Source organism: Pseudomonas sp. NPDC098747, assembly GCF_044760045.1.
Lineage (GTDB): Bacteria > Pseudomonadota > Gammaproteobacteria > Pseudomonadales > Pseudomonadaceae > Aquipseudomonas.
The window spans coordinates 96005-104915 of record NZ_JBIWAL010000020.1 but is presented as its reverse complement, the minus strand read 5'-3'; the positions used below and the strand labels follow the sequence as shown (position 1 = coordinate 104915).

General features: G+C 58.3%; 8 protein-coding genes, 1 tRNA gene and 1 pseudogene. 5 read left to right on the top strand and 5 right to left on the bottom strand.

Translation table 11 applies throughout. The features are described 5' to 3' along the window. Positions 1-30: 30 nt before the first annotated feature. From ybgF to nadA, 5 genes are all read left to right on the top strand, one after another. Positions 31-864 carry a tol-pal system protein YbgF gene (gene ybgF, locus ACIQVE_RS14865; protein ID WP_402809493.1) on the top strand — a complete coding sequence of 278 codons (834 nt, stop codon included), beginning with the start codon at positions 31-33 and terminating at the stop codon, positions 862-864. Positions 865-1043: 179 nt separating this feature from the next. Then, positions 1044-1691 carry a 7-carboxy-7-deazaguanine synthase QueE gene (gene queE / locus ACIQVE_RS14860; protein ID WP_402809491.1) on the top strand — a complete coding sequence of 216 codons (648 nt, stop codon included), beginning with the start codon at positions 1044-1046 and terminating at the stop codon, positions 1689-1691. Position 1692: 1 nt separating this feature from the next. After that, entirely contained in the window at positions 1693-2385 is a 693-nt protein-coding gene (gene queC, locus ACIQVE_RS14855; protein ID WP_402809488.1) for a 7-cyano-7-deazaguanine synthase QueC, read from the top strand. 62 nt (positions 2386-2447) lie between these two features. Beyond that, a tRNA-Lys gene (locus ACIQVE_RS14850) sits at positions 2448-2523 on the top strand. Positions 2524-2793: 270 nt separating this feature from the next. After that, positions 2794-3852 carry a quinolinate synthase NadA gene (gene nadA, locus ACIQVE_RS14845; RefSeq protein WP_042560632.1) on the top strand — a complete coding sequence of 353 codons (1059 nt, stop codon included), beginning with the start codon at positions 2794-2796 and terminating at the stop codon, positions 3850-3852. A 136-nt stretch (positions 3853-3988) separates the two neighbouring features. Here the strand turns inward: nadA and ACIQVE_RS14840 are convergent, their stop codons facing one another. From ACIQVE_RS14840 to ACIQVE_RS14820, 5 genes and pseudogenes are all read right to left on the bottom strand, one after another. After that, positions 3989-4477: an RDD family protein gene (locus tag ACIQVE_RS14840; RefSeq protein WP_402809485.1), complete on the bottom strand. Its 489-nt coding sequence runs from the start codon at positions 4475-4477 to the stop codon at positions 3989-3991. 97 nt (positions 4478-4574) lie between these two features. After that, entirely contained in the window at positions 4575-4787 is a 213-nt protein-coding gene (locus ACIQVE_RS14835; RefSeq protein WP_003227496.1) for a cold-shock protein, read from the bottom strand. A gap of 406 nt (positions 4788-5193) precedes the next feature. Then, positions 5194-6318, bottom strand: coding sequence for a glycine cleavage system aminomethyltransferase GcvT (gene gcvT / locus ACIQVE_RS14830; RefSeq protein ID WP_402809482.1), 1125 nt, complete (start codon positions 6316-6318; stop codon positions 5194-5196). Positions 6319-6448: 130 nt separating this feature from the next. After that, positions 6449-7825 (bottom strand): L-serine ammonia-lyase, encoded by a 1377-nt coding sequence (locus ACIQVE_RS14825; RefSeq protein WP_402809480.1) that lies wholly within the window; start codon positions 7823-7825, stop codon positions 6449-6451. A 202-nt stretch (positions 7826-8027) separates the two neighbouring features. Continuing rightward, positions 8028-8911: pseudogene (locus ACIQVE_RS14820) on the bottom strand (glycine dehydrogenase (aminomethyl-transferring)); the annotation flags it as partial.

Here is an 8911-nt window from a genome sequence, read left to right as displayed (position 1 = left end):
AATCAAAACGAAAACACAAAGAAATACAATATGAAAAACACACTTACACAACAAAAAGATCTTCCTATCACCCTCGCACCGCTTGCGGTGTGGGCTGCGGTTCCTGTGGTCGATGACAACTCCGGTTATAACAATAGCGGGAGTAGTTATCCGCCTGCGGGTTACGGTACGAACGGCGCCTATGCCGGGGGAGCGGCTTCGGCCCCTGCCTCGGCACAAGGCATGCTGTTTAACCAACTGCAACAGATGCAGGATCAGATATCGCGCCAGCAAGGTGTGATTGAAGAGCTGCAGAATCAAGTTGCGCGCATGAAGCAAGAATCTCTGGAGCGATACCAGGATCTTGATCGGCGCATAGGATCCGGTGGTGCACCTGCCGCGACTCCTGAGAATTCTTCTGCCGGTGGCGATGCAAGTGCTGCTGCCGGTGCTGCCGCTGGCGCTGGGGCTGCTGCCCAGGCACCTGCTGCGGGTGGCGAACCGGCTGATCCGGCCAAGGAAAAGCTGTATTACGATGCCGCTTTCGACCTGATCAAAGCCAAGGATTTCGACAAGGCCAGCCAGGCTTTCTCGGCATTCCTGCGCAAATACCCGAACAGCCAATACGCGGGCAATGCCCAGTACTGGTTGGGCGAAGTGAACCTGGCCAAGGGTGATCTGCAAGGTGCAGGTCAGGCTTTCGCCAAGGTTTCACAGCTGTATCCCAAGCACAACAAAGTGCCGGATTCGCTGTACAAGCTGGCTGATGTAGAGCGCCGCCTCGGTCACACCGAGAAGGTAAAAGGCATTCTGCAACAGGTGGTGGCCCAATATCCGGGTACCTCCGCCGCTCAGTTGGCCCAACGCGATTTGCAGCGCATGTAAGCCTGAGCTTTTCAGGCGCAGCACCCGTTTAGAAGAAACCCGCGCCTGTCGCGGGTTTTTTCGTTAGAATTCACGCCCTTTTTCTGAAACACGCTTCTTGTGGTCCGCGCGTTGGCGCGATTACCTGAAGTGCCTGACGGAGGCGGACAGCCTGTTTAGCTGTTACGCCCGTGGCGACTATGCAAGACACATTGAGAATTACCGAAGTTTTCTACTCTTTGCAGGGGGAAACGCGGACTGCCGGGCTGCCCACTGTTTTTGTGCGCCTGACCGGTTGCCCATTGCGTTGCCAATACTGCGACAGTGCCTACGCGTTCAGTGGCGGCACCGTCCGCACGCTCGACGATATCCTTGAGCAAGTAGCCGGATTTCGTCCGCGCTACGTTTGTGTCACCGGCGGTGAACCGTTGGCACAACCGAACGCCATTCCTTTGCTTAAACAGCTGTGCGATGCCGGTTATGAGGTCTCGCTGGAAACCAGCGGTGCCCTCGACATTTCGGCGGTCGATCCGCGCGTCAGTCGCGTTGTTGATCTGAAGACACCGGGTTCGAAAGAATCCCATCGCAACCTGTACGAAAATATCGAATTGCTGACGCCCAACGATCAGGTGAAGTTTGTCATCTGCTCGCGGGAAGACTACGACTGGGCGGTGTCCAAGCTGATCCAGTACGGGCTCGACCGGCGTGCCGGCGAAGTCCTGTTTTCTCCAAGTCACCATGACCTCAACGCAAGGGATCTGGCGGATTGGGTGGTGGCGGACAACCTGCCAGTGCGGTTGCAACTGCAGCTGCATAAATATCTATGGAATGATGAGCCGGGGCGCTGAAATGACTGAACAACTGAACACAACCGAAAAACGTGCGGTGATCCTGCTGTCCGGTGGTCTGGACTCGGCAACGGTCGTGGCCATGGCCCGCGCTGAAGGCTACGCCTGCTACACCATGAGTTTCGATTACGGTCAGCGCTCCCATGCTGAATTGCATGCGGCTGCGCGCGTTGCTCGCGATCTGGGTGTGGTCGAGCACAAGGTGATCGGCATCAACCTGAACGGAATGGGCGGTTCGGCACTGACCGACACCAGCATCGATATCCCGGAAGAGCTGGGCGAGGGTATCCCGGTCACTTACGTGCCGGCGCGCAACACGGTGTTCCTGTCTCTGGCGTTGGGTTGGGCTGAAGTGCTTGGCGCTCGCGACATCTTCATCGGTGTGAATGCGGTGGACTACTCCGGCTATCCAGACTGCCGTCCCGAGTTCATCGAGTCGTTCGAGCGTATGGCCAATCTGGCGACCAAGGCTGGCGTCGAGGGCAACGGTTTCCGCATTCAGGCGCCGTTGCAGAACCTGAGCAAGGCGCAAATCGTCCAGGCGGGCGTGAAGCTCGGTGTTGATTACGGGCTGACCGTTTCCTGCTATCAGGCCGATGATGAAGGCCGTGCCTGCGGTAAATGCGACAGCTGCCGACTGCGTGCGGAAGGCTTTGCAGCGGCCGGCGTAAACGATCCAACACCTTATTTTTGATTATTTTCAAAAAGGTGTTGAATAGTCCTTAAAAATCAGTATTATACGCGCCACCACACAGCGGGTCGTTAGCTCAGTTGGTAGAGCAGTTGGCTTTTAACCAATTGGTCGTAGGTTCGAATCCCACACGACCCACCATTTTTGGCGGTTTAGAAAATCCGGAAGGCCCACGCAAGTGAGGATTTCCGGGTTTTTTTTTGTCTGCGATTTGGACGTGCGTTGTTCCAGTGCAGTTGCGCTGACGCAGGTCAGAATCATCTTTTGTATCCTCGGGATATTCTGTAGCCTTGCGCAGCTTCAACGCTGTCCGTGCCTGATAAAACTCACTCTCCCGGCGGTACCCTCAAGCGGTCCGGAGCCGGGTGTATACTCGACTTTCGCGCGAAAGCGCCTGCAGGTCTTGCGAACATGACGCAGATTTCCGAACGCCTTCTGGTTCAAGCTCACCTCGACGCCAAACAGCCCAAACCGCTGACGGCCGAGGAAGAGGCTTATTACCGTTCCGCCATCGCCGCCGAGCTCAAGGCTCAGGACGCGGTGCTGGTTGCCCACTTCTATTGCGATCCGGTGATTCAGGCCCTGGCCGAAGAAACCGGTGGCTGTGTATCCGACTCCCTGGAAATGGCCCGCTTCGGCAATGCCCATCCGGCCAAGACCGTGGTGGTCGCCGGCGTGAAGTTCATGGGTGAGACCGCGAAGATCCTCAACCCGGAAAAACGTGTACTGATGCCAACCCTGGAAGCGACGTGCTCGCTGGACCTGGGTTGCCCGGTCGACGAGTTCTCGGCCTTCTGCGATCAGCACCCGGAGCGCACGGTGGTGGTCTACGCCAACACCTCCGCTGCCGTCAAAGCCCGGGCCGACTGGGTGGTGACGTCGAGTTGCGCACTGGAAATCGTCGAAAGCCTGATGGACAACGGCGAGACCATCATCTGGGGGCCCGACAAGCACCTGGGCACCTACATTCAGCGCAAGACTGGCGCGGACATGCTGCTGTGGGACGGTGCCTGCATCGTTCACGAGGAGTTCAAGTCCAAGCAGCTCGAAGACATGAAGGCCTTGTACCCGGACGCCGCCATTCTGGTGCACCCGGAATCGCCGACTGCGGTGATCGAACTGGCAGACGCCGTGGGCTCCACCAGTCAATTGATCGCCGCTGCACAGTCCCTGCCGAACAAGACACTGATTGTTGCCACCGACCGCGGCATCTTCTACAAGATGCAGCAGTTGTGCCCGGACAAGGTCTTCATCGAGGCGCCAACCGCCGGTAACGGCGCCGCGTGCCGCAGTTGCGCACATTGCCCGTGGATGGCCATGAACACCCTTGAGCGTACGCTCAAGAGCTTGAAGGAAGGGACGAACGAGATCTTTGTTGATCCGGCGTTGATTCCGCAGGCGATTCGGCCTTTGAAGCGGATGCTGGATTTCACCCAGGCGGCGCGGATGAAGCTGGCCGGTAACGCCTGAGATCTTTCAGACACAACCCAAAACCTGTGGGAGCGAGCTTGCTCGCGAAAGCGCTGTATCAGTCACCATTGAAATCGACTGACACACCGCCTTCGCGAGCAAGCTCGCTCCCACAGTGGTATCTGGTGTATGTGAATTACTTGTTCTTCTTCGGAACCCGCACCACACAGGTATCCGAGTAGATGTCATGCCACGTGCGCTTCTGCTTGTCGTACAGCGACCAGAAGAATCCCAGCCCCATGCACAACCACGACGCAATCGACACCATGAACCGCAGCAACGCCTGCCACAGGCTGATCGCGGTGCCATTGGCGTTCTGCACACGAATGCCCCACACCTGCATGCCCAGCGTCTGCCCACCGTGGGTCCAGAACTTGGCGAAGAAACCGAACAGCACCAACACCAATACGGTCGAGTAAAGCGGATCGCCGTCCAGTTGCCCGGCATCGGTCATCGCCCGCATACGCTCTTCACCGATGATCAAACCCTGGATGAGCTTGTAAGCGAAGCCGGTCACGATCAGCAGGGCGGTGCACAGCAGAAAGTCATAGAACATCGCGGCTAGCCGACGGCCAAGGCCAACAGCAGGAAAGTCGCCCTGGGGAGTGAGCAGGTGTTTCGACATGGCAGCCTCTGGACGCTTGAATGAAGTGCCATTTTACGGATTCGCGCGCACAAAAAAGCCCCTGATATCAATATCAGGGGCTTTTTCGTTACACAGATCAGGCTTCTGCTTGTACTTCGTCAGCCTGCATGCCTTTTTGGCCTTGCACTGCTACGAAGGTCACTTTCTGGCCTTCTTTCAGGCTCTTGAAGCCGTTGCCCTGAATGGCGCGGAAATGCACGAACAGATCCGGACCGCTTTCTGGAGTGATAAAACCAAAACCTTTCTCGTCGTTAAACCACTTGACGGTACCGCTCTGACGTGTGGACATTTCTTATTTCCTTTGACGCAATAAATTAATGACAGCCTCTTTCTCATGAAAGAGTACTGGGGCTGGTTGCAGGAGAGTAAGAAGACGTCGAACGGGATGTAGCTAACTTGTAGGCTACTGCCCAGGTCACGATTCCAAGCTGACCCATGCAAACACAGTGGACAAACTCTACGCCAACTACGGGATAAAAAACAAGCCCCGCAAAGCCCCCCGGTTTTGCGGGGCTTGCTCGCTGTTAGGCAGTCCACTAGTGCGGGCTTAGACGATTGGCTTGGTCAATTGTTTTCGAACGTTATAAGCAAAGTTCATATTCGAATCGGTTGTTAGCAAGTGCACTGTTTTATGGCGATTGCGTTACACATTAGTGCATGCATAACGCAACCGCGTTACTTATAGAAACAGTCAATCAGCCACGATAGTAGCGTTGTGGAACAAATGGCATTTTGCTTACAAGCATTTGCACCTTTTTCCCACGAACGATGGCCCAGACTGGCGTATCGAGCGTGAGGTAAGCACTGTCGAGGTAACCCATTGCCAACGGCCCACCCAGCGTCGGACCGAAGCCGCCACTGCACACGCTACCGATGATGTCGCCGGCCTCGTTGACGATTTCTGCGCCTTCGCGCACCGGCGTGCGTTCCTGTGGCAACAGGCCTACGCGTTTGCGTGCGACGCCACTCTGTTGTTGGGCGAAGATGTGTTCTGCACCCGGGAAACCGCCTGCCCGTGCGCCATCGGCACGGCGTGGCTTGGACATGGCCCACAGCAGACTGGCTTCGATAGGTGTGGTTTCGGCGTTCATGTCGTGGCCGTACAGGCACAGGCCGGCTTCCAGGCGCAGCGAATCGCGAGCGCCGAGGCCGATGGCCGCCACTTCAGGTTCGGCGAGCAAGGCGCGGGCGAGTTTTTCTGCGTCGGCGGCCGGCACAGAGATTTCGAAACCGTCTTCACCGGTGTAGCCCGAACGGCTGACGAAGCACTCCACGCCCAACAGGTTCACGCGATTGAACTGCATGAAGGTCATCTTCGCCACTTCGGGAGCAAGGCGCGCCAGCACGGTTACTGCGGCCGGACCCTGCAGCGCGAGTAGTGCGCGCTCTTCGAACAGCGCCGTAATGGTGCACTGATCGCCGATGTGTTTTTGCAGGTGTGCCAGATCCTGATCTTTGCACGCGGCGTTAACCACGAGGAACAGTTCATCGTTGCCGAGGTTGGCAACCATCAGGTCATCGAGAATGCCGCCGTGCTCGTTGGTGAACATCGCGTAACGCTGCATGCCCACCGGCAGGTCGATGATGTCCACCGGCACCAAAGTTTCCAGGGCTTTGGCGGCATTGGCGCCGGTCAGGCGGATCTGGCCCATGTGCGAGACATCGAACAACCCGGCCTGCTCGCGGGTGTGCTGGTGCTCTTTCATCACGCCCAACGGGTATTGCACCGGCATGTCGTAGCCGGCGAACGGCACCATGCGAGCGCCGAGTTCGATGTGCAGAGCGTGCAGCGGGGTTTTCGACAGTTGTTCGGTGGACATGCGTAGCTCCTTGAAAATGTGGGTTGGGCACGGGGGCAAAATCAACAGCCCCTCACCCCAGCCCTCTCCCGGAGGGAGAGGGAGTTAATTACGCGCTCTCTCCCGGCGGGAGAGGGCGTTAAGGACGTGATCAGCATTCGATAATGTTGACCGCCAGACCGCCGCGGGCGGTCTCTTTGTATTTGCTTTTCATGTCGGCGCCGGTCTGGCGCATGGTGCGGATGACCTTGTCGAGGGAGACGAAGTGTTGCCCGTCGCCACGCAACGCCATGCGCACTGCGTTGATCGCTTTCACCGAGCCCATGGCGTTGCGCTCGATGCACGGCACTTGCACCAGTCCGCCAATCGGGTCGCAGGTCAGGCCAAGGTTGTGTTCCATGCCGATTTCCGCAGCGTTCTCGACTTGCTGCACGCTGCCGCCGAGCACTTCGCACAAGGCCCCGGCCGCCATCGAACAAGCCACGCCGACCTCGCCCTGACAGCCGACTTCTGCGCCGGAGATTGAGGCGTTTTCCTTGTAGAGAATGCCGATCGCCGCAGCGGTCAGCAGAAAACGCACGACGCCGTCGTCATTCGAACCGGGGATAAAACGTATGTAGTAATGCAGCACGGCCGGGATGATGCCCGCTGCGCCGTTGGTGGGTGCGGTGACTACGCGCCCACCATTGGCGTTTTCTTCGTTGACGGCCAGCGCATAGAGGTTGACCCAGTCGAGCACCGACAACGGATCACGCAGCGCCGATTCCGGGTTTTTGCACAATTGCCGATGCAGCGCCGCCGCACGGCGTTTGACCTTCAACCCGCCCGGCAAGATGCCTTCATTACGGCAGCCGGCAGCCACGCAATCCTGCATCACCTGCCAGATGTTCAGCAGGCCGGCGCGGGTTTCCGCCTCCGAGCGCCAGGCGCTTTCGTTGGTCAGCATCACTTGGCTGATCGACAGACCATACGTGCTGCAATGAGCGAGCAAGTCCTTGGCACTTTTGAACGGGAAAGTCAGTGGGGTGGCGTCTTCGACGATACGATCGGCACCGGCTGCATCCTCATCGACAACAAAACCACCGCCGACCGAGTAGTACTCGCGGCTACGGATCTGAATCCCCGCCGCGTCGAACGCACGGAAGATCATGCCGTTGGGGTGATAGGCCAACGGCTTGCGGATCATCGCCAGGTGTTCTTTCTCGTTGAACGCAATGCTGTGTTCGCCGAGCAGGTTCAGGCGCCCGCTGCCGCGAATTTCTTGCAGTCGAGCAGCAACGGTTTCGGTGTCGACGGTGTCGGGGTGTTCGCCCTCAAGGCCGAGCAGCACAGCCTTGTCGCTGCCGTGACCTTTGCCGGTGGCGCCGAGTGAGCCGTACAGCTCGACGCGAACGCTGGCGGTTGCGCTCAAGAGGTTTTCACGACGCAATCCCTCGACGAAGCGCGCAGCAGCGCGCATCGGGCCGACGGTATGGGAACTGGAGGGGCCGATGCCAATCTTGAACAGGTCGAACACGCTTAACGACATGAGTGGTTCTCCGGTTTCTTGTTATAGGAGTTGGCGAAAAATCAGACTTGGCACATTTCCCTGTGGGAGCGAGCTTGCTCGCGAAGGCGGAGTGTCAGGCACCATCATTGTTGGTTGATCTACCGCATTCGCGAGCAAGCTCGCTCCCACAGGGATTTGTGGTGTTTCTGAAATTGGGGCAGATCACCCGCCCCTCATTCGTTTAAGCGTAGCTTTCGATCGACGGGCAGGCGCAGACCAGGTTGCGGTCGCCGAACACGTTGTCGACGCGACCGACCGGTGGCCAGTATTTGCCTTCGATCAACGAGGCCACTGGATACACGGCTTGCTCGCGGCTGTACGGGTGAGTCCACTCGCCCACCAGTTCCGCTGCAGTGTGCGGAGCGTTTTTCAGTGGGTTGTCTTCCTTGTCCAGCGTGCCGTTTTCCACCGCGCGGATTTCTTCGCGGATGCGGATCATGGCGTCGCAGAAGCGATCCAGTTCTTCCTTGGATTCGCTTTCGGTCGGCTCGATCATCAGCGTACCGGCGACCGGGAACGACATGGTCGGGGCGTGGAAACCGAAGTCGATCAAACGCTTGGCGACGTCATCAACACTGATGCCGCTGCTGTCTTTCAGCGGACGCAGGTCGAGGATGCATTCGTGCGCCACCAGACCGTTGCTGCCGGTGTACAGCACTGGGTAGTGCTCTTCGAGGCGACGGGAAATGTAGTTGGCATTGAGGATCGCCAGTTGCGAAGCGCGCTTCAGGCCCGCGCCGCCCATCATGCGAATGTACATCCAGGTGATCGGCAGAATGCTCGCGCTGCCGAACGGTGCTGCGCAGACCGCGCCTTCTTTGCGCTCCATGTGGCCGTGGCCTGGCAGGAACGGCGTGAGGTGCGATTTGACGCCGATCGGGCCGACGCCCGGGCCGCCACCGCCGTGGGGAATGCAGAAGGTTTTGTGCAGGTTCAGGTGCGACACGTCGCCGCCGAACTTGCCCGGCGCGCAGAGGCCGACCATCGCGTTCAACAACGCGCCGACGAAGAACACCACGCCCCCCAACACATCAAAGATCCCGCACATTACCCGCAACCCAACAA